This window comes from Pseudomonas sp. 13159349 (assembly GCF_013305685.1).
Lineage (GTDB): Bacteria > Pseudomonadota > Gammaproteobacteria > Pseudomonadales > Pseudomonadaceae > Aquipseudomonas > Aquipseudomonas asiatica.
Window position 1 is genome coordinate 4,559,083 of sequence record NZ_CP045553.1, and the last position, 23,865, is coordinate 4,582,947.

At 63.5% G+C, this 23,865-nt stretch carries 20 protein-coding genes and 2 tRNA genes; 12 read left to right on the forward strand and 10 right to left on the reverse strand.

The features are described 5' to 3' along the window. The first annotated feature begins 19 nt into the window (after positions 1-19). Positions 20-973: a hypothetical protein gene (locus GEV38_RS21080; protein WP_023661807.1), complete on the forward strand. Its 954-nt coding sequence runs from the start codon at positions 20-22 to the stop codon at positions 971-973. A 160-nt stretch (positions 974-1,133) separates the two neighbouring features. On the opposite strand, the gene dinB is transcribed toward GEV38_RS21080, so the two are convergent. Further along, on the reverse strand, positions 1,134-2,192 hold the full coding sequence (dinB, locus tag GEV38_RS21085; RefSeq protein WP_161551482.1) for a DNA polymerase IV: 1,059 nt from the start codon (positions 2,190-2,192) through the stop codon (positions 1,134-1,136). 219 nt (positions 2,193-2,411) lie between these two features. Here dinB and GEV38_RS21090 point away from each other — a divergent pair. From GEV38_RS21090 to GEV38_RS21105, 4 genes are all read left to right on the forward strand, one after another. After that, positions 2,412-2,488 (forward strand) — tRNA-Met (locus tag GEV38_RS21090). A 133-nt stretch (positions 2,489-2,621) separates the two neighbouring features. Continuing rightward, positions 2,622-2,698, forward strand: a tRNA-Met gene (locus GEV38_RS21095). 261 nt (positions 2,699-2,959) lie between these two features. Continuing rightward, positions 2,960-5,602: a bifunctional lysylphosphatidylglycerol flippase/synthetase MprF gene (gene mprF, locus GEV38_RS21100; RefSeq protein WP_015271482.1), complete on the forward strand. Its 2,643-nt coding sequence runs from the start codon at positions 2,960-2,962 to the stop codon at positions 5,600-5,602. After that, positions 5,602-6,894: a virulence factor family protein gene (locus tag GEV38_RS21105; protein WP_015271483.1), complete on the forward strand. Its 1,293-nt coding sequence runs from the start codon at positions 5,602-5,604 to the stop codon at positions 6,892-6,894. The genes mprF and GEV38_RS21105 overlap by 1 nt, the downstream gene beginning before the upstream one ends. A 112-nt stretch (positions 6,895-7,006) precedes the next feature. On the opposite strand, the gene GEV38_RS21110 is transcribed toward GEV38_RS21105, so the two are convergent. Then, a complete protein-coding gene (locus tag GEV38_RS21110) occupies positions 7,007-8,917 on the reverse strand; it encodes a potassium transporter Kup (protein WP_054571829.1) in 1,911 nt (636 codons plus the stop codon). Positions 8,918-9,152: 235 nt separating this feature from the next. On the opposite strand from GEV38_RS21110, the gene rimO reads away from it, so the two are divergent. Further along, on the forward strand, positions 9,153-10,484 hold the full coding sequence (gene rimO, locus GEV38_RS21115) for a 30S ribosomal protein S12 methylthiotransferase RimO (protein WP_013973825.1): 1,332 nt from the start codon (positions 9,153-9,155) through the stop codon (positions 10,482-10,484). Positions 10,485-10,555: 71 nt separating this feature from the next. On the opposite strand, the gene GEV38_RS21120 is transcribed toward rimO, so the two are convergent. The 4 genes from GEV38_RS21120 to GEV38_RS27825 form a co-directional block, all read right to left on the reverse strand. Beyond that, positions 10,556-11,305 (reverse strand): hypothetical protein, encoded by a 750-nt coding sequence (locus GEV38_RS21120; RefSeq protein WP_054571830.1) that lies wholly within the window; start codon positions 11,303-11,305, stop codon positions 10,556-10,558. A 55-nt stretch (positions 11,306-11,360) separates the two neighbouring features. Continuing rightward, positions 11,361-13,061 (reverse strand): DUF5666 domain-containing protein, encoded by a 1,701-nt coding sequence (locus tag GEV38_RS21125; protein WP_054571831.1) that lies wholly within the window; start codon positions 13,059-13,061, stop codon positions 11,361-11,363. After that, positions 13,058-13,903, reverse strand: a complete 846-nt coding sequence (locus tag GEV38_RS21130) for a DUF6502 family protein (RefSeq protein WP_015271487.1) — start codon at positions 13,901-13,903, stop codon at positions 13,058-13,060. The genes GEV38_RS21125 and GEV38_RS21130 overlap by 4 nt, the downstream gene beginning before the upstream one ends. 197 nt (positions 13,904-14,100) lie before the next feature. Beyond that, the gene (locus GEV38_RS27825; protein WP_235891287.1) at positions 14,101-14,790 is read right to left on the reverse strand and encodes a hypothetical protein; all 690 of its coding nucleotides are present in this window, start codon (positions 14,788-14,790) and stop codon (positions 14,101-14,103) included. A gap of 199 nt (positions 14,791-14,989) precedes the next feature. On the opposite strand from GEV38_RS27825, the gene GEV38_RS21140 reads away from it, so the two are divergent. The 4 genes from GEV38_RS21140 to tsaA all read left to right on the forward strand — a co-directional run bounded on the left by GEV38_RS21140 (position 14,990) and on the right by tsaA (position 17,439). After that, entirely contained in the window at positions 14,990-15,442 is a 453-nt protein-coding gene (locus tag GEV38_RS21140; protein WP_015271489.1) for a GNAT family N-acetyltransferase, read from the forward strand. A 77-nt stretch (positions 15,443-15,519) separates the two neighbouring features. Further along, positions 15,520-16,230 (forward strand): rRNA pseudouridine synthase, encoded by a 711-nt coding sequence (locus GEV38_RS21145; protein WP_015271490.1) that lies wholly within the window; start codon positions 15,520-15,522, stop codon positions 16,228-16,230. Between the two features lie 48 nt (positions 16,231-16,278). Beyond that, on the forward strand, positions 16,279-16,740 hold the full coding sequence (locus GEV38_RS21150) for a DUF1456 family protein (protein ID WP_015271491.1): 462 nt from the start codon (positions 16,279-16,281) through the stop codon (positions 16,738-16,740). 6 nt (positions 16,741-16,746) lie between these two features. Next, a complete protein-coding gene (tsaA, locus tag GEV38_RS21155; protein WP_054571834.1) occupies positions 16,747-17,439 on the forward strand; it encodes a tRNA (N6-threonylcarbamoyladenosine(37)-N6)-methyltransferase TrmO in 693 nt (230 codons plus the stop codon). 180 nt (positions 17,440-17,619) lie between these two features. Here tsaA and GEV38_RS21160 read toward each other — a convergent pair whose 3' ends face one another. From GEV38_RS21160 to GEV38_RS21175, 4 genes are all read right to left on the reverse strand, one after another. Beyond that, entirely contained in the window at positions 17,620-18,942 is a 1,323-nt protein-coding gene (locus GEV38_RS21160) for a dicarboxylate/amino acid:cation symporter (RefSeq protein ID WP_015271493.1), read from the reverse strand. A gap of 343 nt (positions 18,943-19,285) precedes the next feature. Then, positions 19,286-20,632 carry an ATP-binding protein gene (locus GEV38_RS21165; protein WP_015271494.1) on the reverse strand — a complete coding sequence of 449 codons (1,347 nt, stop codon included), beginning with the start codon at positions 20,630-20,632 and terminating at the stop codon, positions 19,286-19,288. Beyond that, positions 20,629-21,306, reverse strand: coding sequence for a response regulator (locus tag GEV38_RS21170; protein WP_173896006.1), 678 nt, complete (start codon positions 21,304-21,306; stop codon positions 20,629-20,631). Before GEV38_RS21170 ends, GEV38_RS21165 begins: the two co-directional genes overlap by 4 nt. 150 nt (positions 21,307-21,456) lie before the next feature. Continuing rightward, positions 21,457-22,062 carry an outer membrane beta-barrel protein gene (locus GEV38_RS21175; protein WP_013973837.1) on the reverse strand — a complete coding sequence of 202 codons (606 nt, stop codon included), beginning with the start codon at positions 22,060-22,062 and terminating at the stop codon, positions 21,457-21,459. A gap of 129 nt (positions 22,063-22,191) precedes the next feature. On the opposite strand from GEV38_RS21175, the gene GEV38_RS21180 reads away from it, so the two are divergent. Together GEV38_RS21180 and GEV38_RS21185 are read left to right on the forward strand one after the other, a co-directional pair. Continuing rightward, positions 22,192-22,983: a dienelactone hydrolase family protein gene (locus GEV38_RS21180; protein ID WP_015271495.1), complete on the forward strand. Its 792-nt coding sequence runs from the start codon at positions 22,192-22,194 to the stop codon at positions 22,981-22,983. Positions 22,984-23,161: 178 nt separating this feature from the next. Beyond that, entirely contained in the window at positions 23,162-23,863 is a 702-nt protein-coding gene (locus tag GEV38_RS21185; RefSeq protein WP_015271496.1) for a 4'-phosphopantetheinyl transferase, read from the forward strand. The last annotated feature ends 2 nt before the right edge of the window (positions 23,864-23,865 follow it).

The window sequence follows — 23,865 nt, forward strand, 5'->3', positions numbered from 1 at the left end:
AACCAATGCACGAGTGATCATGTTCAAGCGAAGTACCTTTCCCCTGGGGGGCGCCGCACTGTGCGGCGCTCTGCTCGTCAGCGGCTGCGCCAACCAGATGTCCCAGCGCAGCGACCATGAGGAGCGCGTCGAGCGCAAACTGCTCGAGCACACCCTGCAGATCGATGTCGGCGAGCCGAAGGTGATGGAGCTTCCGCAACGACGTGTGCGCGTGCATGAGCAGAAGCGCTTCGAAGTCACCGAATTCGAAGTCACCCGCAGCTATGACCGCTACACGCCTTACCAACCCTGGCGGGAGATCTACGAGATCCCGCTGGGTGCGGTGGCCGTGGTGGCAGGCGTGGGTGCCAACGTGGTCAATGTCTTCGCCCTGGGCAACCTCCCGGAAAGCATCACCCACGACTGGCTCAGCTACGGCGTGGACGGGCTCAACCCGTTCATGAACGTGCCGTCCAACGGCCGTGCCCAGCAGAACCTGGCCGGAATCAGCGAAGTGCAGAAAGGCAAGCGCGAGGAATCTACCAGCGTGCCCTGGAGCGAACGCCTGGTCGAGGTCAAAGCCGGCAAGATGACCCACGAGCTGACCACCGACAGGAACGGCGTGCTGCGCCTGAACCTGCTCGACAGCCCGTTCTCCGAGCAGAACCTCAACCACATCGGTACCCTGCACCTGCAGGTGCTGGATGAGGACAACGCGGTACGTGGCGATGCCAGCCTGCTGGTCAGCGCCACCCTGCGCAACAAACTGCTCGAAGCCCATGAACTGATCTTCGATGACCTCGAAGATGACGATGTCGGCCAATGGGTTCACCGGGTCAAGCGCTTGTCCGAACTCGGCCTGGAAGAAGAAGCCAGTGAAATGGAACAGAGCCTGATCGAACTGACCCGCAACGATCCGGAGTTGCAGCAGGAGTTTCTGCAGTCGCTGACCAAGGCCACTGGCCGGTTGGTGGCCGACCCGGGCGCGCAGTAACCCGCATCACGCAATACCTTGTAGGAGCGGCCTTGTGTCGCGATGGGCTGCGAAGCAGCCCCATGATTTCAGCCTTGATGCATGAATTGCCGGGGCTGCTTCGCAGCCCATCGCGACACAAGGCCGCTCCTACAGGGACCGCGTTAAATTGGCGGGCCATTTACTGAGGCGGGAACAGCTCCAGCTGCTCATGCGCCCCGCGCAAGTCGCGCAACCTCACGCCTACCCCAAGCAAGCGCACCGGCTTGCCACCACGGGCAAACGCCTGACCCAGCAACTGGCGATAACTCTCCAGGTCCCTGCCCGCCCCCGCCTGCTCCATGGTGGTCTGGCTGAAGTCATGGAACTTGACCTTGACGAAGGGTTTTTCCGGCCGGTAACTGCTGTCCATGCGGGCGATACGCTCGTTCAGGCTCTCCAGAAGTTCGGGCAGCCGTGCCAGGCAACTGGCCAGGTCCGGCAGGTCGGTGTCGTAGGTGTTTTCCACGCTGACCGACTGCCGGCGACTGTCATTGTGCACGGCACGCTCATCGACACCCCGTGCCAGCCCCCACAAACGCTCGCCAAAGCTGCCGAACTCGCGCACCAGCGCCAGACGCGACCATTCGCGCAGCTCCAGGCAGGTTTCGATACCCAACCGCGCCAGCTTGTCTGCCGTTACCTTGCCCACCCCGTGCAACCTGGCCACCGGCAGGGCGGCGACGAATGCCTCCACTTCGCCCGGGGTAATCACGAACAGGCCATTGGGCTTGCGCCAGTCACTGGCGATCTTGGCCAGGAACTTGTTTGGCGCCACACCGGCCGAGACAGTGATATGCAGGGTGCGGGCGACACGGCGGCGGATATCCTCGGCAATGCGCGTGGCGCTGCCCGAGTACCACTGGCTGTCACTTACATCCAGGTAGGCCTCGTCCAGCGACAGCGGCTCGATCAGTTCGGTGTAGTCACGGAAGATCGTGTGGATTTCCCGCGAGGCTTCACGGTAGGCCTCGAAGCGCGGCTTGACGATCAGCAGGTCCGGGCACAGCTTCAGCGCGTGCCGCGACGACATGGCCGAACGCACGCCGTAGGCACGCGCTTCATAGTTGCAGGTGGCGATCACCCCACGGCGGTCGGCCGAGCCCCCCACCGCCATGGGCCGCCCGGCCAGGCGCGGGTCGTCACGCATTTCGATCGCGGCATAGAAGCAATCGCAGTCGACGTGGATGATCTTGCGCAAGGACATGGATGACCGTCAGCACTGTAAATTCATACAGATAGTATCGCATGCGCCCTCGGGTATGCAGCCTGTGCGCGACATTGCTCGATAATCGGCCTGAAAGCCCCGTCGCGCCTGAGCTGCGGGCCATATACAGACGCTAAGAGTTTGAACAGGAAAGGTTTTTTCAGAAAAAAGCTTGACACCCACGGGTAAATCCGTAGAATTCGATCTCACAGGCGCGGGATGGAGCAGCCTGGTAGCTCGTCGGGCTCATAACCCGAAGGTCGTCGGTTCAAATCCGGCTCCCGCAACCAGATTCGAGAAAAGGCCACTGTTCACGCAGTGGCCTTTTTCTTTGCGTCAAATAATGCGCTGATAGAATTTTCAAAAAAATCAACGACTAGCGCTTGACACCCATTCTGAAAACTGTAGAATGCGCCCCACTGACGCGGGATGGAGCAGCCTGGTAGCTCGTCGGGCTCATAACCCGAAGGTCGTCGGTTCAAATCCGGCTCCCGCAACCATATTCGTCAGAACAAACCCCGCCTGTGTAACAGCAGCGCGGGGTTTGTTGTTTCTCCCCTCCTGCTTTTCGTCGCCCCCGATTCTCCCGTCCTCCAGCCAACCCGCAGGCTTGAGAGGTCGTGCCCAGGATGAACTATCTTTAACCCTGCCAGGCCGCTGAAAGCGCTCGAGGCCGGAGTAACATTGGATACGTTTTTCCTAAGGGACTTTCACTTGGCCACACTTTTCCCTCACCTCGCGCTGCATGCCCGGGGCAATCCATGACTTCGCACAACCCCGAATCCCCGGTGCCGCTTGCCACAACGCTGCCTGGCGCCGCGCAACGTTTGCCCTTGCTGGAGCGCATGAGCCGTTACCGCCAGCCCATCGGCCTGGTAGTGACACTGGTGTTGTTCACCATGGCCTTGGTCGCCTGTCGCCACCTGTTGAGCGAGTTGGACATCTATGCCTTGCACGATGCCATGCTCAGCGTGCCTACCCAGTCGTTACTTGGCGCCTTGCTGGCAACTGTGCTCGGTTTCGTGATCCTGCTTGGTTACGAGTGGTCGGCCAGCCGCTATGCCGGCGTGAAACTGCCCGCGAGCAGCCTGGTGCTGGGCGGCTTCAGCGCTTTTGCCATAGGTAACGCCATCGGCCTGTCGATGCTTTCGGGCGGTTCGGTGCGCTATCGCCTGTATGCGCGCCAAGGGGTTGGCGCAGGTGAAGTTGCACGGATGACCGTTTTTGCCAGCCTGTCACTGGGCTGCGCGCTACCGCCCCTGGCCGCCTTGGCGACCTTGAGCGACCTGCCGGCGGCCTCGGCCGCACTGGGTTTGGCGCCAGGCTTGCTGGCGGGTATCGCCATAGCGGTGTTGCTGGTGTGCAGCGTGCTGATGTTCGGCCTGTACCGCCGACGCCTGGCTGAACAGCCACTGGCCAACAACCTGCTGGTACAACTGGGCCGCCGCACGCTGCGCCTGCCGGGCGCACGCCTGGCCGCCCTGCAATTGCTGATCACCGCACTGGATGTCGCCGCTGCCGCCACCGTGCTGTATCTGCTGCTGCCCGAAGCACCGCCGTTCGGTGCCTTTGTCCTGGTGTACCTGCTGGCCTTGGCCGCAGGTGTGCTCAGCCACGTCCCGGGCGGCGTCGGGGTATTCGAAGCCATACTACTGGCGGCTTTTGCCGACCAACTTGGCGCGGCGCCGCTGGCAGCGGCACTGCTGCTGTATCGGCTGATCTACGTGGTGCTGCCGCTGCTGCTGGCCTGCGCGCTGCTACTGGCCAACGAGGCCCGGCGCCTGCTGTTCGCGCAACAGGCTATCAAGGCCGCTTCCGGGCTGGCTGCACCGATCCTTTCGATCCTGGTATTCCTGTCCGGGGTGGTGCTGCTGTTCTCCGGTGCCACGCCCGAAATCGACACCCGCCTGGAGCACATGGGCTTCCTGGTTCCGCACCGCCTGATCGATGCTTCGCATTTTGGCGCCAGCCTGATCGGCGTGCTGTGCCTGCTGCTGGCCCAAGGCCTGCGCCGGCGCCTGTCCGCCGCCTGGCTGCTGACCACCGTGCTGTTGCTGGTCGGTGCCCTGCTGTCGCTGCTCAAGGGCTTCGATTGGGAAGAGGCCTGCTTGCTGACCCTCACTGCCGCCCTGCTCGCTCTGTTCCGCCGTTCCTTCTACCGTCCCAGCCGCCTGCTCGAGTTGCCGTTCTCGCCGGTGTTTCTGGTAGCCAGCGCCTGTGTGGTCGGCGCATCGGTTTGGTTGTTGCTGTTCGCCTACCAGGATGTTCCCTACAGCCATCAGTTGTGGTGGCAGTTCACCCTCGATGCCGATGCCCCGCGTGGCCTGCGCGCCGCCATGGGCAGCGCCTTGCTGCTGGCGGCCGTGGCCCTGACCTGGCTGCTGCGTACCGCACCACCGGTGATCCACTTGCCTGACGAAGAAGAGCTGCTGCGTGCCAACCGCATTCTGCTGGCATCCGACCAGCCAGATGGCGGCCTGGCGCTGACCGGTGACAAGGCGCTGCTTTTCCACCCTGGCAACAACGCCTTCCTCATGTACGCCCGTCGCGGTCGCAGCTTGGTGGCCCTGTACGACCCGATCGGCCCGGCCCAGGAGCGCGCCGAGATGATCTGGCAGTTCCGCGACCTGTGCGACCTGCACCATGCCCGCCCGGTGTTCTATCAGGTGCGCGCCGAGAACCTGCCGTTCTACATGGACATCGGCCTGACCGCGCTGAAGCTGGGTGAAGAAGCCCGGGTCGACTTGCGCCGCTTCGACCTCGAAGCCAAGGGCAAGGAGATGAAGGACCTGCGCTACACCTGGAACCGTGGCGGCCGTGACGGCCTGAGCCTGGAAATCCATGAACCCGGGCATGCCCCGCTGGCAGAGCTGAAGGAAATTTCCGACGCCTGGCTTGGCGGCAAGAACGTGCGCGAGAAAGGCTTCTCGCTGGGGCGCTTCAGCCCTGAATACCTGCAGCATTTTCGCATTGCCCTGATCCGCTTCCAAGGCCGCCCGGTGGCTTTCGCCAACCTGCTGGAAACCCATGGCAAGGAACTGGCCAGCCTCGACCTTATGCGTGCGCACCCCGAGGCCCCGAAGCTGACCATGGAATTCATGATGATCGGCCTGATCTTGCACTACAAAAGCCATGACTACGCCCGCTTCAGCCTGGGCATGGTGCCGCTTTCCGGCCTGCAGCCACGGCGTGGGGCGCCCTTGACCCAGCGCCTGGGCTCGATGGTGTTCCGCCGTGGCGAGCAGTTGTACAACTTCCAGGGGCTTCGACGCTTCAAGGACAAGTTCCAACCGGACTGGGAACCCCGTTACATGGCCGTGCCGGCCGGGCTCGACCCGCTGGTGGCACTGGCCGACACCGCCGCCCTGATCGCAGGCGGCCTGACTGGATTGGTGAAACGTTGATGACCCGACGCTTTTGGCTGTACCTGCTGGTTCCCCTGCTGTTGGCTGCCCTGGGAGGCGCGCTGGCATTCTGGCTATGGACGCGCCCGGCTCCCGAGGCACGCCTGGAACAACTGAGCATCAATGACACCCGCATCACCCGTGTGACCCCAGCCGTGCACCCCAAGGCCCGGGTGGCCATCGGCGTACCTCAAGACCAGGCGCTGACCGACAGGCAGCTGCTGGACCTGGCCCAGGCTGGCGAAGCGCAACTGGTGCAGGTGATCCTGCCGCCCAATGACTGCAGCAAACAACAACAGGCCCTGGACCAGGCCTTGGGCCAGTTACCGGAGAAGCCGACCCTGGTTGCCGGTATCGGCCCTGGCGCCGCCCAGGCCTGGCGCTGGCTGGCCAGCCAGAACAACGACAAGGCGCGGGCGATTTCCGTGGGCTTCAGCCTGGAACAGCCGGGCTGCCAGACAGCGCTGCCGAAGTCGGCCGCCCACGGCCACTGGAACGTCGCCTGGAACGACAACCCGGATGACGCCAGCGCCGCCTTCGTGCGCGACCAGGCCAATGCCGAAACCAGCATCAGTGACTACGACATCCACCTGCCACAAGTGCTCAAGGCCCAACTGACCCAGGCCCTGGTCGGCCACGACGGCAACGCCCTGGCCATTCCGGTAGTCGAGGTGCCAGCCGGGCAGACCACCGACACGGTCACCCTGTTCCTTTCCGGTGATGGCGGCTGGCGAGACCTGGACCGCGACGTGGCCGGGGAAATGGCCAAGCTTGGTTACCCGGTGGTCGGCATCGACACGCTGCGCTACTACTGGCAACACAAGACCCCGGAACAAAGCGCCGCCGACCTGTCCGAGCTGATGCAGCACTACAGACAGAAGTGGGGCACCAAGCGCTTCGTGCTGACCGGCTATTCGTTCGGTGCCGACGTCCTGCCGGCGATCTACAACCGCCTGCCGGCCGAGGACCAGCAGCGTATCGACGCGGTGATGCTGCTGGCCTTTGCACGCAGCGGCAGCTTCGAGATCGAAGTCGAGGGCTGGCTGGGCAAGGAAGGCCAGGAAGCGCCAACCGGGCCGGAAATGGCCAAACTGCCGGCGTCCAAGGTGGTGTGTGTGTATGGCGTGGAAGAAACCGACGAGAGCGGTTGCACCGACAAGACTGCGGTGGGTGAACGCCTGAAGCTGCCGGGGGGGCACCACTTCGACGAAAACTACCCGGCACTGGCCAAGCGCCTGATCGGTGAGATCGAGACGCGCCAGGGCAAGTCGAGTGTGGCTGAGCAGAACTGATAAGGCTTGCGGCCCATTCGCGGGTAAACCCGCTTCCACAGGTACAGCGCAAGCTTTGAAAGCTATGCGCTCCATGTGGGAGCGGGTACTGCCTTGAAATCTGTGTTGCCCCTCAGATCTCGACCTGGGTCCCCAGCTCGATCACCCGGTTCAGCGGCAGGTTGAAGAAGCGCAAGTTGCCGTTGGCATTCTTCAGCAGGAACGCGAACAGGTTGCCCCGCCAGCGCGACATCCCCTCCAGCCGTGAGGCGATCACGGTCTCGCGGCTGAGGAAGAAGGTGGTGCGCATCGGGCTGAAGTCCAGGTCTTCCAGGTGGCACAGCTTCAACGCCGCAGGCACGTCCGGTTCGTCCATGAAGCCGAAGTGCAGCAACACGCGGAAGAACCCATCGCCATAGGCCTCCACTTCAAAGCGCTCCTGTTCCGGCACGCGTGGCCGGTCCTCGCTGACCACCGTCAACAGCACCACCTGGCTGTGCAGCACCTGGTTATGCAGCATGTTGTGCAACAGCGCATGGGGCACCGCATCGGAGCGTGCCGTGAGGAACACCGCCGTGCCTTCGACCCGGTGCGGTGGCTGAATGCGGATACTGCTGATGAACAGCTGCAGCGGCAGCGCGCCTTCGTCGATGCGCTCCATCAGGATCTGCTTGCCACGCTTCCAGGTGCTCATCAACAGGAACAGCACAGCGCCGGCCAAGACCGGGAAGGCCCCGCCCTGGATGATCTTCGGCACGTTGGCGGCAAAGAACAGCCCATCCACCAACAGGAAACCCATCAGGATCGGCACCGCCAGCACCGGTGGCCACTTCCATAGCAGCAGCATCACCGCCGCAACCAGGATGGTGGTCATGAGCATGGTACCGGTCACAGCCACCCCGTATGCCGCCGCCAGGGCACCGGATGACTCGAAACCGAGCACCAGCAGTACCACGCCGACCATCAGTGTCCAGTTGATCGCACCGATATAGATCTGCCCCTGTTCATCGCTGGAAGTGTGCTGGATCTGCATGCGTGGGATGTAGCCCAGCTGGATGGCCTGGCGGGTCAGGGAGAACGCCCCCGAGATCACCGCCTGCGAAGCGATCACCGTGGCCATGGTAGCCAGGCCGACCATCGGCAGCAGTGCCCAGTCCGGCGCCAGCAGGTAGAACGGGTTACGTGCAGCATCCGGGTCCTGCAGCAGCAACGCGCCCTGGCCAAAGTAGTTGAGCACCAGCGCCGGCAGCACCAGGGCAAACCAGGCCCGAGCGATCGGCTTGCGGCCAAAGTGGCCCATGTCGGCGTACAGCGCCTCGGCACCGGTCAGCGCGAGGACCACCGCGCCGAGAATGGCAACGCCCATCCCGGGGTGAACCACGAAGAAGTTGACCGCCCAGGCCGGGTTGAAAGCCTTGAGCACTTCCGGGCTCTGCGATATGCCGTACACGCCCAGCGAGCCCAGCGCCAGGAACCAGGTGACCATGATCGGGCCGAACAGCTTGCCGATCTTCTCGGTGCCGTGCTTCTGCACCAGGAACAGCGCCACCAGGATCACCAGCGAAATCGGTACAACCCAGTGATCGATACCATCAAACGCCAGGCCCATGCCTTCCACCGCCGACAGCACCGACACCGCCGGCGTGATCATGCTGTCGCCATAGAACAGCGAAGCGCCGATCAACCCGCACACCACCATCAACGTACGCAACCTCGGGTAGGCCGCCGTGGCCCGCCGCGCCAGCGCGGTCAGCGCCATGGTGCCGCCCTCGCCCTGGTTGTCGGCGCGCAGGATGAACATCACGTACTTGAACGACACTACCCATAGCAGCGACCACAGGATCAGCGACAGGATCCCCAGCACGCCGTCATGGTTGACCGGCACTCCGTACCCGCCGCTGAAGACCTCCTTGAGGGTATACAACGGGCTGGTGCCGATATCGCCATAAACCACCCCGACCGCCGCCACGAGCAGGCTCAACGACCGCGTCGCACCCTGCTTCCCCTCGTGCCCGCCCTCGGCGTGACTGCTTGCCTGAACCATCGACCACTCCCGCAGACGGCCTTGCAAGGCCAGTAAAATTCCCGATGCGCCAGGTGATACTGATACCCCCGGCGCAATGGCGCGAAGCATAGCGCAGCGTTCGTCGCATTTCTGCTGGTCAAGCGACCCTGCGCTCGCTAGAATTGTGCACTTTTTGATCAGAGGCGCCAAAAGCGCCCGTCAAGATCGCCCCCGATTCCGGCCGGGCGACCTGCATTCAATACCGAGGTTAGTCATGTCCACCACGCCCGCCACCCCCAAGGTAGGTTTCGTAAGCCTGGGTTGCCCAAAAGCCCTGGTCGATTCCGAGCGCATCCTGACCCAGCTGCGCATGGAAGGCTATGAAGTCGTGCCCACCTACGAGGACGCCGACGTAGTGGTGGTCAACACCTGCGGCTTCATCGACAGCGCCAAGGCCGAGTCGTTGGAAGTGATCGGCGAAGCGATCAAGGAAAACGGCAAGGTCATCGTCACCGGCTGCATGGGTGTCGAGGAAGGCAGCATCCGTGACGTACACCCGAGCGTGCTGTCGGTCACCGGCCCGCAGCAGTACGAGCAGGTGGTCAACGCCGTGCACGAAGTGGTGCCACCACGCCAGGACCACAACCCGCTGATCGACCTGGTGCCACCGCAGGGCGTCAAGCTGACCCCGCGCCATTATGCGTACCTGAAGATCTCCGAAGGGTGCAACCACAGCTGCAGTTTCTGCATCATCCCGTCGATGCGCGGCAAACTGGTCAGCCGCCCGGTCGGCGAAGTGCTGAGCGAGGCCGAGCGCCTGGTCAAGGCCGGGGTCAAGGAGATCCTGGTGATTTCCCAGGACACCAGCGCCTACGGCGTCGACGTCAAGTACAAGACCGACTTCTGGAACGGCCGCCCGGTCAAGACCCGCATGCTCGAGCTGTGCGAAGCCCTGAGCAGCCTGGGTGCCTGGGTACGTCTGCACTACGTGTACCCGTACCCGAACGTCGACGACGTGATCCCGCTGATGGCCGCCGGCAAGATCCTGCCGTACCTGGATATCCCGTTCCAGCACGCCAGCCCGAAAGTGCTCAAGGCCATGAAGCGCCCGGCCTTTGAAGACCGCACCCTGGCACGTATCAAGAACTGGCGCGAGCAGTGCCCGGAGCTGGTGATTCGCTCCACCTTCATCGTCGGCTTCCCGGGCGAGACCGAGGAAGACTTCCAGTACCTGCTGGACTGGCTGACCGAAGCCCAGCTGGACCGCGTGGGCTGCTTCCAGTACTCGCCGGTGGAAGGCGCCCCGGCCAACGACCTGGGCCTTGAAGAAGTGCCGGACGACGTCAAGCAGGACCGCTGGGACCGCTTCATGGCCCACCAGCAGGCCATCAGCGCCGCCCGCCTGCAACTGCGTATCGGCAAGGAAATCGACGTGTTGATCGATGAAGTGGAAGAGCAAGGTTCGGTTGGCCGCAGCTTCTTCGATGCCCCGGAAATCGACGGCAGCGTGTTCATCGATGGCGACCACGGCTTCAAGCCGGGTGACAAGGTACGTTGCCGCGTGGTGGATGCCGACGAATACGACATGTGGGCTGAACCCATCTAACGCAGCAGCAAACTGAAAAGCCCCTGCCCCGCCATTCCCCACAAGGAACTCCCGGGCCAGGGGCTTTTTCGTCAGAACGCGTGAAAAAGCATCAGGCCGCCCTCTGCATCCGGGCTGGCATCCGAGAAGCCTTTGACTGCATAGAGTTGCACTTTCCACTGCTGGTTGAGCTTGTGTGTCAGGAACAGGGTAAGTTCCTTGATCTGCGCCCCCGTCGAAACGACTTTCTGCCGCCAGTCGTAGGAGGCACCCGCCGAAGTACCTTCACCCACGGGCATGGCAAAGCCGAGACTGGCAAATATCGGGTCGTCGAAATCACTGTCGGGCGGGTCGCCGAACTTCTTCCAGCCCAAGGTCGCGAAACCGGTCACCGGTCCGAAGGCCTTGGCGATGTCGACCTGGCCGGTGTAGTCGTATTCACCGGTGCCCAGGCACTGGTCTTCATCGGCAGTGGGGAATTTGACCTTGCCGATCAGGTCCAGCATCAGGCCGCCGTCACTGCCGTCGAGCAGGGCGTAACCGGCGCTGGCAACCGTGTCTCCCAGCCCGCTTTCCACATCCCGGCAGCCACCGGGCAAGGGGTCACCATTCGGGCCCACTTCAGGGTTGGTGATGCGCAGCCAGGGCACAGTGACCTTGTAGGTCATTGGGCCGGTTTCATACTTGCCGACCACGGGGATGTACCAGATTTCCGAGGTTGTACCCGTGCCATAGTCGCCACTTGAATAGTCCATACCTATGGCGGCGCTGAAGGTATCGCCCAGGACCGACGCGCTGGCGCATGACAGCAAGCAGGCGAAAAGAGGGAGCGTGGGTCTCATCTGCACCTCGGTATCCCGGACGGGAAGGGTGATCGCACTTACCCAGCCTAGTTGCCTAATGCCCGGATCGCTCTGGATGCTCCACTTTTTCGGCTTTCTCTACTGTCTCGGGTCTTTCGACCTTTTCGACCTTCTCTACTTTCTCGACCTTCTCAACTTTTTCTACCTTCTCGACTTTCTCAGGCTTTTCGATCTTCTCGACCTTCTCGACTTTCTCAGGCTTTTCGATCTTCTCGACCTTTTCGGGCTTCTCGGCTTTCTCGATCTTCTCTACTTTTTCTACTTTCTCTACCTTTTCAACCTTCTCTGCTTTTTCAATTTTTTCCACCTTTTCGAGCTCGACCTTCTCTACCCGGTCAGAGCTTCCGCTATTGCTGCTCTCGGGTCGCTCCATGGTGTCGACATGTTCCGACTTTCCGGACTTGTCCACGCGGTCAGTACCGTCCCGACCACTGGAATCGTCAACACCGCCGTGCCCGCTGTGGTCATCACTGCTTTCAATGCGATCACTGGTCGCATCTCGTCCGCCGTGCCCGCTATTGCTGGAACCTTCAGCGTCACGGGTGCCGTGCCCGCTGCCACGCCCCGAATGCCCTCTGTCCGGGTTGTCGGCGCGGCCGTCATCGAACTCCACGCGGGTTGCCCGCAGCTCGTGCTTGCCATTGAACACCCCGCTCACCCGCACACGTTGATCGAGCGCCAATGCCGCGGGCTGCTTGCCGACGATCACGGTACCCTGCCCCAGCGTCACCTTGATGCCTGCCACCACCAGTTGTTGAGCGTGGCTGCGCTGTACCAGCCCCTCGATCACCGCCGTCTGCACACGGCCAGCAAAAGGCAGGCTCGGGTCTGGGCGGGTTTGCGCCACTTCCAGCTGGCGTCCGGTCCACTGCCCACGTACCAGCACTTCCCTCGCAGGTGCCACACGGGTTCCCAGCTTCAGCCCCTGGAGGCTGCCGGCACGGTCTACCGCACCGATGGCACTGGCTTCCCTGAGCCCCGGCGCCCGTTCGATACGGCTGGCTACCACTTCGCCCCTGGCATCGCGCAGGCCACTGACCCTGACCGGATCGCCCGGGCGCAACCCTTCAGCCACCCGCGCCCCTGCAGCTAGCCGCACAGGTTGGCCCATGACCCGCAGGGGGGCCGATGCATTGGGCAGTGCCGTCAGCGGCCCTTCGTAAACGTTGAGGATCGAGATGCGCCCTGCTTGCAGGCCGCGTTTGCCGGCAAATGCCTCAACCGCGACAACCTGGCCGATTGCCAGGTGAGCGGTACTGGCAGGCGCACCGTTTTCACTCACCGGTACGTCCTTGCCAAAGTGCACTTCCAGGCCATTGACGCAGATCGAGGCGAACCCGGTAATGGTGCCGACGATGCCCGTGCCACCGGTCCCACCCGGGCGCAGGATCGGTGCGCCGGTACCACCTGCCCCACCGTGATCGATGAGGGTACCGTCCACACCGTCGGCCACCGCACCGGTCCCGCCCGTGCCGCCGGGACGCTGCGGCAGCGGCGCACCGGTGCCACCTACTCCGCCGTTTTCGCTGCGTACACCGGTACCACCGACACCGCCCGTCCTGGCCCCGGCACCACCAATACCGCCGGGAAACTGCAAGCCCGCCGCCCCCGCCATACCCACTTCGTCACGGCTGACACATACCGGTGCTGCGGCCACTTCGGCAGGCGCCACCAGATTCAGCCCGAAACCCAGGACCAGTGTGACCACACTGAGGCAGCGCGCGAGGGAAGTCATGGGTCGGGTGTCTTCGACAAATCGGGGTCGGTAGCTTCAGTGTAGAAATAAAGCCCTACCGTGATGCGCTGACGTTGCTCGGCGCTGGGCACATTGGCATCTTCCAGGCCTGATGCGAGCCGGCTGAAGGCAAGCAGCATCTGCATGCCGTCCTTGTCCACCGCTGCACGCAAATGGTCGACGCTGGCCGGGCTCAAGGCGTCGTAGTGCACACTGCGTTCAAAGAACGGCTGGCCGTCCCCACTCAGGTTGTGCACTGCTGCGCAGGCATGGTCATGCAGGTTGTGGCCAAAGTACGCGGCCTTTTCGTCGAAGCCCTTCTGCGGCACGAATGCCTGGGCTTTCAGGTGGACACAGTCCTGGTCGTCGAGCCGGACGATACCCAGGCGCAACCACTCATCCAGCACCACCCGCCCGCGGATGTCGGTGCTGATCTTCGCCACCAGCGCATCGAAGGAACGATCGCCGCCAACGCTCGCCAGACGCGGCAACGGCAGCGCCTGGCCAGGCTCCGAGCAGAACGGCTTGCCAGTGGTCCACATATTGACCAACTGTGCACCTAACGTAATGTTTGCCGGCAGCGCGGCGAGCGATGTGCCCCCCTCGCTACGCAAACGCCGGACATCCTTGCGATGCACGCCCGTGAGCAGGCTGATGCGGCTGTCGGTCGGCACTGTACCGTCCAGGCGAAACTCGCGATGGGCCACATCGACGAACACTTCCTTGAGCAGGTCGGCGAACATCGTGTAGGTGACCCCTTTGCGCAGCATCAGGCGCACCAGAGGACGCATGACACGCCGCAGTGCGCTTAACATCGAAGGGGGGATGGTAGGCGATTGCATTGAGCGCATTCCTTGACAGATGAACCCAGTATACGACGCGGGAAAAGATCCCACACCAACTGTGACCATATCCCTGACGAGATAAGGGATAGTCGTCGGCGCTCATTGCATTCGCGTTGAGTGGGGCTGCCGTGTATCCGAACCTGGCCTCATACAGGCCCGCCCCGTGGGCGCTGCATGAGACCGTTCAGAGCCAGTCAGCTCCTGCTGTTGTCATCACCCGGTTCGCCACCCAGATGGTCGCCACGATCATCACCAGGTTCACCACCAACGTGATTGCCGTGGTCATCGCCAGGCTCACCGCCAACATGATTGCCATGATCGTCCCCGGGCTCACCGCCAACGTGATTGCCATGATCGTCACCGGGCTCACCGCCAACGTGATTGCCGTGATCGTCCCCAGGCTCACCGCCAACGTGATTGCCATGATCGTCACCCGCTTCAGCGTGGTTGCCGCTGCGCCCAGAGTTCGAGGAGCCGTCATGGCCGCGCCCACTGTTGCCGGCATGGCCATCTCCATCCCCGCCAGTGCCGTGGCCGCCGCCCTCACCGCCATGGCCGCCACCACCACCGCCGTGACCACCACCGCCACCGCCATGGCCGCCACCACCACCGCCGTGACCACCACCGCCACCACCGTGGCCTCCACCGCCGCCACCGTGACCACCGCCGCCGCCACCATGGCCACCACCACCCCCACCATGGCCACCGCCACCCCCACCATGGCCACCGCCGCCACCTCCGTGACCGCCTCCACCACCACCATCCTTGGCGTAGGCGCTGGAGCCATTGGAAATCGAGTCAGGGACCAGAACGATGGAAGTCGACAGCACGCCAGCAACGGCAGCCGCCAATATCGCTTTTTTGAACAGCACATGGATTTGCATATTTCGTCTCCAGGTCGTCGCCGTGAGAACGCCAAATCAAGCCGGGAATCCTGTGTCAGGTTCTTGCTTTTCATTTTGTGGGAATTTTTCCCACATGAAATTAATAGACCGCCAAACCCCGAGATTCAAGCAGCGCACGGAGAAGCCGACCGGTGGTTGACCTGCTATGTTTGCCTTATCGTCATGGAGGAACACCGGCATGCATTCGGTACTGACGCTGCAAACCCCGCGCTTGAGTGACTACGGCGAACTGGTACAGGTGTGGGAAGAATCGGTACGCGCCACCCACGACTTCTTGCCGGATAGCTATATTGCCTTGCTGCGCGACCATGTGCTGCTTCGCTACCTCGACGCAGTGATGCTGATCTGCTGCAAGGACCGCCAACGCATCTGTGGTTTCGCCGGCGTTGCCAACGGGCGCGTGGACATGCTGTTCGTCGCACCGGACTACCGTGGCAAAGGGGTTGGCAAGCGCCTGCTGCACTATGCGATCGACGAACTGAATGCCGAGCGCCTGGACGTCAATGAACAAAACCCGCAAGCCCTGGGCTTCTACCTGCATGAGGGCTTCGAGGTGATCGGCCGTTCGGAAACCGACGGCCTGGGGCAACCCTACCCGCTGCTGCACATGCGCCTGCGCAAAACGGCGTAAATGACACAGATTCCCAGCCCCTCTGCCGCGCGGGCAGGTACAATGCAGGTCTTTCCCTGCCTTTGCGAATTACCGTCATGTCCGAACCCGTCCGCCTGTCCAAACGCCTTATCGAGCAGCTTGGCTGCTCCCGCCGCGAGGCCGAGTTGTATATCGAAGGCGGCTGGGTCACGGTCGATGGCGTGGTGGTCGAGCAACCGCAGTTCAAGGTCGAGCAGCAGCGCGTCGAACTGCTGCCGGGTGCCCGTGCCGAAACGCTGGAACCAGTAACCCTGCTGCTGAACCAGGCGGCCAACGTGGACAGCGAAACCGCCCGCGCCAGCATGAACATGGGCAACCTCAGCGAAACCCACCGCGAAGGCGTGCGCGCACTGCACGGGCATTTTGCCCGGCAGGCCTGCGTGGCGCCGCTGGAGCGCGGTGCCAGCGGCCTGCAGGTATTCACCCAGGACTGGCGGGTAACCCGCAAGATCGAAGCCGACCTGCGCCGCCTGGAACAGGAATTCATCGTTGAAGTGCGCGGCGAGACCACACCCCAGGCGCTGGAACGCCTGGCACGCGGTGCCACCCGCAATGACCGCGAGCTGCCTAAAGCCAAGGCCAGCTGGCAGAACGAGACCCACCTGCGCATGGCCCTGAAAAACCCGCAGCCCGGGCAGATCGCCGAGCTGTGCGCCTACCTGCGCCTGGAGCTGGTAGGCATGCGCCGCATTCGCCTGGGCGGCGTGTCTATGGGCAAGCTGCCCCTGGGCCAGTGGCGCTACCTGGCCACTACCGAACGTTTCTAAGCAATACGCCGCGCCACAGGTGCGGCACCTGAACAGGATTCTGCAACAATGAACCACAACGACGTCCTGCGCAGCCTGCGCTACATGCTCAAGGTGAATGACGCCAAGATGGCCGAAATCATCGGGCTATCCGGCCTCGACGTGCATCCCCTGGTGCTGGCCACCTACCTGAAGAAGGAAGACGAGGAAGGCTTCGTGCGTTGCCCGGAACGGGTCATGGCGCACTTTCTCGACGGCCTGGTGATCTACCGCCGCGGCAAGGATGACAGCCGCCCGCCGCAGCCGATCGAGCTGCCGGTGACCAACAACCTCATCCTCAAGAAGCTGCGGGTGGCCTTCGAGCTCAAGGAAGACGACCTGCATGCCATCCTCAAGTCGGTCAACTTCCCGGTCAGCAAGCCCGAGCTCAGCGCACTGTTCCGCAAGGCCGGCCATGACAACTACCGCCCGTGCGGCGACCAGTTGCTGCGCAACTTCCTCAAGGGCCTGACCCTGCGCGTGCGCGGCTGATTGGCCATGCAGCATTCGGTTACCCCGGTCGGCATCATCCGCTCCTGTTTCAAGGAGAAGTTCGCCATCCCGCGCCAGCCGCAACTGGCGCCCGCCGCACGCGGTGTGCTCGAGCTGCTGCCGCCGTTCGACCAGGGCGATGCGGTCGAGGGGCTGGAACAGGTCAGCCATGTCTGGCTGCTGTTCCTGTTCCACCAGGCACTGGAAGACAAACCTCGCCTGAAGGTGCGGCCACCGCGCCTGGGTGGCAACAAGAGCATGGGTGTGTTCGCCACCCGCGCCACTCACCGGCCCAATGGCATCGGCCAGTCGGTGGTGCGCCTGGAAGGCGTGGAGCCAGGGCGCCTGTTGCTGTCTGGTATCGACCTGCTCGACGGTACGCCGGTGCTGGACATCAAACCGTATGTGCCGTACGCCGATAGCATCCCTGGCGCCAGCAACCAGATGGCCAGCCAAGCGCCTGCCGCGATCGCCGTGCAGTGGGGCGACAACGCCCTGCCCCAGGCCCGCGAACATGCACTGCGCCTGGGTGAACCGCTGGTGGAGCTGATCGAGCAGTGCCTGGCGCAGGACCCACGGCCGGCCTACCAGGTGCCACCGGCCGAGCGGGTGTATGGGGTGAAGTTTTGGGATGTGCAAGTAAGGTGGCATTACCCGCAGCCGGACGTGATCCGGGTGCTGGAGGTGGTGAAAGATTGAAGATCACAGGCCCGGCCCTATCGCCGGCAAGCCAGCTCCCACAGGGACCTCACAATGCTCACGCCTGTGGTGGCCCTGTGGGAGCTGGCTTGCCGGCGATAGGGCCGGGCCTGAAAGCACAATAATCACCCACAAAAAAGGCGACCCTGAGGTCGCCTTTTTCTTTTCACCATCCCGCGATCAACGAGCCGGGCCTTCAGCCACGCCCAGGTCGTCGGTCGGACGGGTATCGACCAGCGGCGCACCACCGGAGGCCAGCTCCGATGCCAGCTTGTCGTCGTCCATTTCCTTCACCCACTTGGCCACGACCACGGTGGCAACGGCGTTGCCAACCAGGTTGGTCAGCGCGCGGGCTTCGGACATGAAGCGGTCGATGCCGAGGATCAGCGCCAGGCCGGCAACCGGCAGGTGGCCAACGGCCGACAGGGTGGCGGCCAGGACGATGAAGCCCGAACCGGTAACACCGGCAGCACCTTTGGAAGCCACCAACAGCACCAGCAGCAAGGTGATCTGGTGAGTGATGTCCATGGTGGTGTCAGTGGCCTGGGCGATGAACACCGCAGCCATGGTCAGGTAGATCGAGGTGCCATCGAGGTTGAACGAGTAACCGGTCGGGATCACCAGGCCAACCACCGACTTCTTCGCACCCAGGCGCTCCATCTTGGCTAGCATGCGTGGCAGGGCCGACTCCGAGGACGAAGTACCCAGCACGATCAGCAGTTCTTCACGGATGTAGCGGATCAGCTTGAGGACACTGAAGCCGTGGGCGCGGCAGATACCGCCCAGCACCACCAGCACGAACAGCAGGCAGGTGATGTAGAAGCAGGCCATCAGGTAGCCCAGTTGCACCAGCGAACCAACGCCGTACTGGCCGATGGTGAAGGCCATTGCACCGAAGGCACCGACCGGGGCCAGTTTCATGATCATGTTGATGATGTTGAACATGACATGGGCGAAGCGGTCGATCATGTCCAGCACCGGCTTGCCATAGCTGCCCAGGCGGTGCAGGGCGAAGCCGAACAGCACGGAGAACATCAGCACTTGCAGGATGTCGCCGTTGGCGAAGGCGCCGACCACGGTGTTCGGGATGACGTTGAGCAGGAAGCCGACAGTGGTCTGCTGCGCGCCGGCGGCGGCGTAGGCAGCCACGCTGCTGGCGTTCAAGGTGCTGACATCGATGTGCATGCCAGCGCCCGGCTTGACCACGTTGACAACGACGAGGCCGATGATCAGGGCGACCGTGGAGACGATTTCGAAGTACAGCAGCGCGTAGCCGCCAGTCTTGCCGACCGACTTCATGCTCTGCATGCCGGCGATGCCGCTGACCACGGTGCAGAAGATGATCGGGGCGATGACCATCTTGATCAGTTTGACGAAGCCGTCCCCCAAGGGTTTGAGGGCGACGCCCGTCTCCGGATAGTAGTGGCCGAGCAGGATACCGATGGTGATGGCGACCAACACCTGGACATACAGGGATTTGTACAGCGGCTGACGTGTCGTCATGGCTAATTTTCCTCAAGTGTGCCGGTTCACCCTTCCCAGGGCGATGGGGCACCTGAATCGCTAACCCTCCTGCACCCGGAGGGATTTGTCGTTGTGTTCGAGCTGCCTGGGCAGGCCTCTGCGAGGATCAATAGCAAGGGTGGTGCCAAAATGCCCACGAAGGGTGCAAGTGCCGTATTTGCGAGGGATAAACGCCCAACGACGGGGCGAATTGCCTGAGGAAGGCTGGCGGATTTCCGCCCGGTGGCGGGATTTGTACAGGGGCATTGGCGGGAATCCGCCCATTGTGGTTTGCCTGTTCCGGCGCGGGTAAACCCGCGAAGAGGCCGGCCAAGCCAGCAAATCACTCGAGGTTGAAGGTAATCCTGAACGCAGCGCCCCCCAGAGGAGAATCCCCCAGGCTCAGCTCGGCGTCATAGCTGTCGACGATATCCTTGACCACCGCCAGCCCGATCCCCTGCCCCGGGTGCTGGCTGTCCAGCCGCTCCCCACGCTCCAGAATCCGCTCACGCTGGTCCGCCGGCACCCCCGGCCCGTCGTCCTCGATGCACAAGGTCAACTGCCCAGGCGCCTGCTCCAGGCTCACGCGCACCTGGCGCAAGCTCAGGCGGTAGGCGTTCTCCAGCAGGTTGCCCAGCAGCTCCAGCAACGCGCCCTGCTCCATCGGCACCTGCGCCGCATCGGGCAGTTGCAGGGTCACGTCCACCCGCTTGTCCCGGTACACCTTGGCCAAGGTGCTGCACAGGCTTTCGAGCAACGGCCGCAGCAACACGCTGTGGCGTACCAGGCCGCTCTTGCGCAGGCTGGCGCGTTGCAACTGGTAGTCGATCTGCTGGCTCATGCGCTCGATCTGGCTCTGCAGCACGCGCGCCTGCTCGCGCTCGCCGCTACGCTGCTGCAGGCTTTCGCCCACCCCTTGCAACACCGCCAGCGGCGTCTTCAGGCTGTGCGCCAGGTCATCGAGCGAATCACGGTAGCGCTGACGCTGCTCGCGCTCGCTGCGCAACAGGCGGTTCAGCGAGCCGGTCAGACGCAGCAGCTCCCGTGGGTGTTCGCCGCTCAGGCCATCCCGCACTCCCGACTCCACGTCGTCCAGCTCGCGACTGAGCCGGCGCAACGACCGCAAGCCCCAGGTCAAACCGGCCCACAGCAGCACCAGCAGCGCCAGCAAGGCCGCGCCAAAGCCCAGGTAGAGCTTTTCGCGCAGGCCATCAAGGGTGTGCTGGTACTCGCGCACAGGTTGCAAGGCAACGATGCTATAGGCGGCGCTCTGGCCACCTAGCAGCTTGATCTCGACGTCGTACACAAAGAACTCTTCGCCGTCGGCCTGGTGAATGCGGGCGAATTCGTTGCCGCGGCCGTCGTAGCGTGGGCGGTAGTTGATGTTTTGCGCGGCGGTTGCCCGCGACTGCCAGACCAGCTTGCCGTCGCGGTCGAAGATATAGCCGAGCAAGCCGGTGTACGGCAGGTTGTAGCGCTCGTCCGGCAGCAGCGTCGGCATCTGCAATTGGCCGTGTTCGATACGCGCTGCGGAAATCAGCGTGGTCACATCCGAGGCCAGGCGTTGTTCGATCGACTCCTGCAGGGCCAGGCTGAAGGCCTTCTGCAAGGCCGGCAGCAACGCCAGCATGAACAGCAGCGCCAGCACCGCGGCCGCCAGCATCAGGCGCACCCGCAGCGAACGGATCATCGGCAGCGCTCGGTGAACAGGTAGCCCAGGCCGCGCACAGTGTCGATCGGTTTGAAGCCGTGCTCGCCCTCGAGCTTGCGCCGCAAGCGGCCGACCAGCACTTCGATGACATTGGGGTCGCGTTCCTCGTCACCTGGGTACAGCTGCTCCATCAGGCGGTCCTTGGCCACCACCTGCTGGTGATGGCGCATGAGGTATTCGAGGATGCGGTATTCGTAGGCGGTCAGGGCCAGGGGCTGCTCGTCCAGCATCGCCTGCTTGCGGTTGAGGTCGAGCACCAGCGGGCCGGCGGCAATGGTCGACTGGGTGAAGCCGCTGGAGCGGCGCAGCAGGGCGTTCAGGCGTGCCTCGAGTTCTTCGAACTGGAACGGCTTGACCAGGTAGTCGTCGGCACCGGCGGCCAGGCCCTCGACCTTGTCCTGCCAGTTGCCGCGGGCGGTGAGGATGAGAATGGGGAAGGTCTTGTCCTGGCTGCGCAGGCGCGTGATCAGTTCCAGCCCGCTGATGCCGGGCAGGCCCAGGTCGATGATGGCCAGGTCGAAGTGGTATTGCCCGGCCTGGTAAAGCGCCTCCTCGGCATCGGCGACCGCCTCGACCACATGGCCGCCTTCGCCCAGGCGGGTGCAGAGGTGATGGCGAAGCAGGGCTTCGTCCTCGACCACCAGCAGTTTCATGTGCAGCTCCTTGATATGTATTGCCTGTACCGGCCTCTTCGCGGGCACGCCCGCTCCCACAGGGATCGCACAGGCTCCAAGGCTCGTGCAGTACCTGTGGGAGCGGGCGTGCCCGCGAAAGGGCCGGTACAGGATAACCCGGCTCGCCCGTCAGAACTTGTAGCTTGCAGCCAGGTAGGTCTGCGCGCTGCTGGTCAGGCGCAGGGTGCCGTCCTTCGGCCCGCCGTGCGCACCCACTTCGGTAGCAGCATTGGTACGCAGGTAACGGTAGCCCAGTTCCACCGAAGCCTTGTCGGTGATGTCCTGGATCACGCCGGCCTGCAGGCCATAGGCGTAACCGTAGTCGGTATCCCGGCTGGCCCCCGGCGAGTCCTGGGTCAGCTTGGTCACGCCCAGGCTGCCGCCGCCGAACAGCTTGGTGGTATCTCCCACCGGCAGGAACAGGTCGTAGCTGCCCAGCAGGTTTTCCTGGCGCAGCTTCAGGCCGCTGTGGTCGCCCGAGACATTGTCGTAAGTCATGTAGTAGCGGCCCTGGTCATTGATCTTGCCCACTCGCACGCCCCAGGTGTCGTCCTTGCCGATGATGCCGTCGGCGTTGAGGTGGTCGGTGTTGCGCTGCAGCAGGCCGGACTTGCGAACCTTGTCGCTGGTCTGGCCGTAGGTCAGGCTGGCGAAGTTGTCGTCAGCGGCCTGTGCGGTGGTAATGCCAGCGGCGCAGACGGCCATGGCGGCAAGCAGGGTGTTGAAGGTTTTCATGGCTGGATACTCCAGTTGAGTGCGCTGTTTCGGTCTGGAAGCTAGAGTAAGCAGGGCACCCTGAACCGCGACTGAACCCTGGCTGAACCCCGGCTGAACGAACCGTTTGAAGAACAAGGAGTAGTGACCATGCGCGCCCTGCTGGCCTTGACCCTGATGTGCAGCGCCGCCCTCGCCCAAGCGGCGGTACAAACCCGCGAGATCCCCTACCAGGACGCCGACGGCAATCGCCTGGTCGGCTACTACGCCTATGACGACGCCATCGAAGGCAAGCGCCCCGGCATTGTCGTGGTGCATGAATGGTGGGGGCTGAACGACTATGCCAAGCGCCGCGCCCGCGACCTGGCAGCACTGGGCTACAACGCCCTGGCCATCGACATGTATGGCGACGGCAAGCAAACCGAGCACCCTGCCGACGCCAAGGCATTCATGACAGCAGCGATGAAAGACCCCAAGGCCGCGGAGCGGCGCTTCGATGCCGGCCTTGAACTACTGAAACTGCAGCCGAACACCAACAAGCACCAGTTGGGGGCGGTCGGTTATTGCTTCGGCGGCAAGGTGGTACTGGATGCCGCACGCCGCGGCGAAAAGCTGGACGGCGTGGTGAGCTTCCATGGCGCACTGGCCACCCAGACCCCGGCCAGGCCTGGGGTGGTACGCGCGGAGATCCTGGTCGAGCACGGCGCGGCAGACAGCATGGTTACTCAGCAGCAGGTGGAGGCATTCAAGGCCGAGATGGATGCAGCCAAGGTCAACTATGAGTTTGTCAGTATCGAAGGGGCCAAGCATGGGTTTACCAACCCGGATGCAGACCGGCTGAGCCATGGCGAGCATGGCGGGCCGGATATCGGCTACAACAAGGCGGCGGATGAAAGATCGTGGGCGGATATGCAGGCGTTCTTCAAGAAGGTGTTCAAGTAAACAACGCGAGGGGCCGCTTTGCGGCCCAATCGCTGGCAAGCCAGTTCCCACAGGGGCCGCGCAAAGCTTGGGCCGTGCCCTGTACCTGTGGGAGCTGGCTTGCCGGCGATTGGGCTGCAAAGCAGCCCCTGCGATCCGATCTCCCACACCGTCGCCTCGGCTGGCACAATACCCCCCCATGAACACACTCCCCGCCTGCTGCGCCCCGCTCCAGCACCACTGGCCCCTGCCCCGCCCCCTACCCGGCGCAGTGCTGGTCAGTTGCTACTTCGACCCCACCCGCCTGGCACCCGACGACTTCCAGCGCGCCGGCGTCGTGCCAGGCGCCAGCCTGCAGCGCTCGGTGGCCAAGCGTCAGGCCGAGTACCTGGCTGGCCGGGTATGTGCCCGCGCCGCGCTGCAGCGCCTGGACGGCCGTGACTACGTGCCCGGCACCCACGAGGACCGCTCACCCATCTGGCCCGCCGGCATCCACGGCTCGATCACCCACGGTAAAGGCTGGGCTGCTGCCGTGGTTGCTGCCGAGGGCAGTTGCCAGGGCCTGGGCCTGGATCAGGAAGCGTTGCTGGATGACCAGCGTGCCGAGCGACTGATGGGCGAAATCCTCACCCCGCCCGAGCTCGAACGCCTCGACCGCCGCCAGCCAGGCCTTGCAGTCACCCTGACCTTCTCGCTGAAGGAAAGCCTGTTCAAGACGCTCTATCCGCTGACCCGCCAGCGCTTCTACTTCGAGCATGCCGAAGTACTGGACTGGTCCGCCGAAGGCCTGGCCCGCCTGCGACTGCTCACCGACCTGTCGCCGCAGTGGCGGCATGGCGCCGAACTGCAGGGCCAGTTCTGCCTGCAGGACGGCCACCTGCTCAGCCTGGTCAGCGTCTGACC

Excerpts from the sequence above, each read along its gene's own strand:
- GEV38_RS21130 (WP_015271487.1), bottom strand. The coding sequence starts at position 13,903 with ATGCAATCGCCTACCATCCCCCCTTCGATGTTAAGCGCACTGCGGCGT.
- GEV38_RS21105 (WP_015271483.1), top strand. The coding sequence starts at position 5,602 with ATGACCCGACGCTTTTGGCTGTACCTGCTGGTTCCCCTGCTGTTGGCT.
- rimO (WP_013973825.1), top strand. The coding sequence starts at position 9,153 with ATGTCCACCACGCCCGCCACCCCCAAGGTAGGTTTCGTAAGCCTGGGT.
- GEV38_RS21185 (WP_015271496.1), top strand. The coding sequence starts at position 23,162 with ATGAACACACTCCCCGCCTGCTGCGCCCCGCTCCAGCACCACTGGCCC.
- GEV38_RS27825 (WP_235891287.1), bottom strand. The coding sequence starts at position 14,790 with ATGCAAATCCATGTGCTGTTCAAAAAAGCGATATTGGCGGCTGCCGTT.
- GEV38_RS21170 (WP_173896006.1), bottom strand. The coding sequence starts at position 21,306 with ATGAAACTGCTGGTGGTCGAGGACGAAGCCCTGCTTCGCCATCACCTC.
- GEV38_RS21145 (WP_015271490.1), top strand. The coding sequence starts at position 15,520 with ATGTCCGAACCCGTCCGCCTGTCCAAACGCCTTATCGAGCAGCTTGGC.
- GEV38_RS21080 (WP_023661807.1), top strand. The coding sequence starts at position 20 with ATGTTCAAGCGAAGTACCTTTCCCCTGGGGGGCGCCGCACTGTGCGGC.
- GEV38_RS21165 (WP_015271494.1), bottom strand. The coding sequence starts at position 20,632 with ATGATCCGTTCGCTGCGGGTGCGCCTGATGCTGGCGGCCGCGGTGCTG.
- GEV38_RS21180 (WP_015271495.1), top strand. The coding sequence starts at position 22,192 with ATGCGCGCCCTGCTGGCCTTGACCCTGATGTGCAGCGCCGCCCTCGCC.
- GEV38_RS21125 (WP_054571831.1), bottom strand. The coding sequence starts at position 13,061 with ATGACTTCCCTCGCGCGCTGCCTCAGTGTGGTCACACTGGTCCTGGGT.
- GEV38_RS21120 (WP_054571830.1), bottom strand. The coding sequence starts at position 11,305 with ATGAGACCCACGCTCCCTCTTTTCGCCTGCTTGCTGTCATGCGCCAGC.
- GEV38_RS21175 (WP_013973837.1), bottom strand. The coding sequence starts at position 22,062 with ATGAAAACCTTCAACACCCTGCTTGCCGCCATGGCCGTCTGCGCCGCT.
- GEV38_RS21150 (WP_015271491.1), top strand. The coding sequence starts at position 16,279 with ATGAACCACAACGACGTCCTGCGCAGCCTGCGCTACATGCTCAAGGTG.
- GEV38_RS21160 (WP_015271493.1), bottom strand. The coding sequence starts at position 18,942 with ATGACGACACGTCAGCCGCTGTACAAATCCCTGTATGTCCAGGTGTTG.
- GEV38_RS21110 (WP_054571829.1), bottom strand. The coding sequence starts at position 8,917 with ATGGTTCAGGCAAGCAGTCACGCCGAGGGCGGGCACGAGGGGAAGCAG.
- GEV38_RS21140 (WP_015271489.1), top strand. The coding sequence starts at position 14,990 with ATGCATTCGGTACTGACGCTGCAAACCCCGCGCTTGAGTGACTACGGC.
- mprF (WP_015271482.1), top strand. The coding sequence starts at position 2,960 with ATGACTTCGCACAACCCCGAATCCCCGGTGCCGCTTGCCACAACGCTG.
- tsaA (WP_054571834.1), top strand. The coding sequence starts at position 16,747 with ATGCAGCATTCGGTTACCCCGGTCGGCATCATCCGCTCCTGTTTCAAG.